We start from the raw sequence: 254 nt of genomic DNA on the forward strand, positions 1-254 counted from the left end.
CTGCGCACGCTTTACGCCCAGTAATTCCGATTAACGCTTGCACCCTACGTATTACCGCGGCTGCTGGCACGTAGTTAGCCGGTGCTTATTCTTCAGGTACCGTCATTAGCCCGCTGTATTAGAGCAGACCGTTTCTTCCCTGACAAAAGAGCTTTACAACCCGAAGGCCTTCTTCACTCACGCGGCATTGCTGGATCAGGCTTGCGCCCATTGTCCAAAATTCCCCACTGCTGCCTCCCGTAGGAGTCTGGACC

General features: G+C 54.3%; 1 rRNA gene. It reads right to left on the reverse strand.

From position 1 onward, the window contains the following. Positions 1-254, reverse strand: a 16S ribosomal RNA gene (locus tag GEV02_RS32715); the annotation flags it as partial.

Source organism: Rugamonas aquatica (assembly GCF_009380215.1).
GTDB lineage: Bacteria > Pseudomonadota > Gammaproteobacteria > Burkholderiales > Burkholderiaceae_D > Rugamonas > Rugamonas aquatica_B.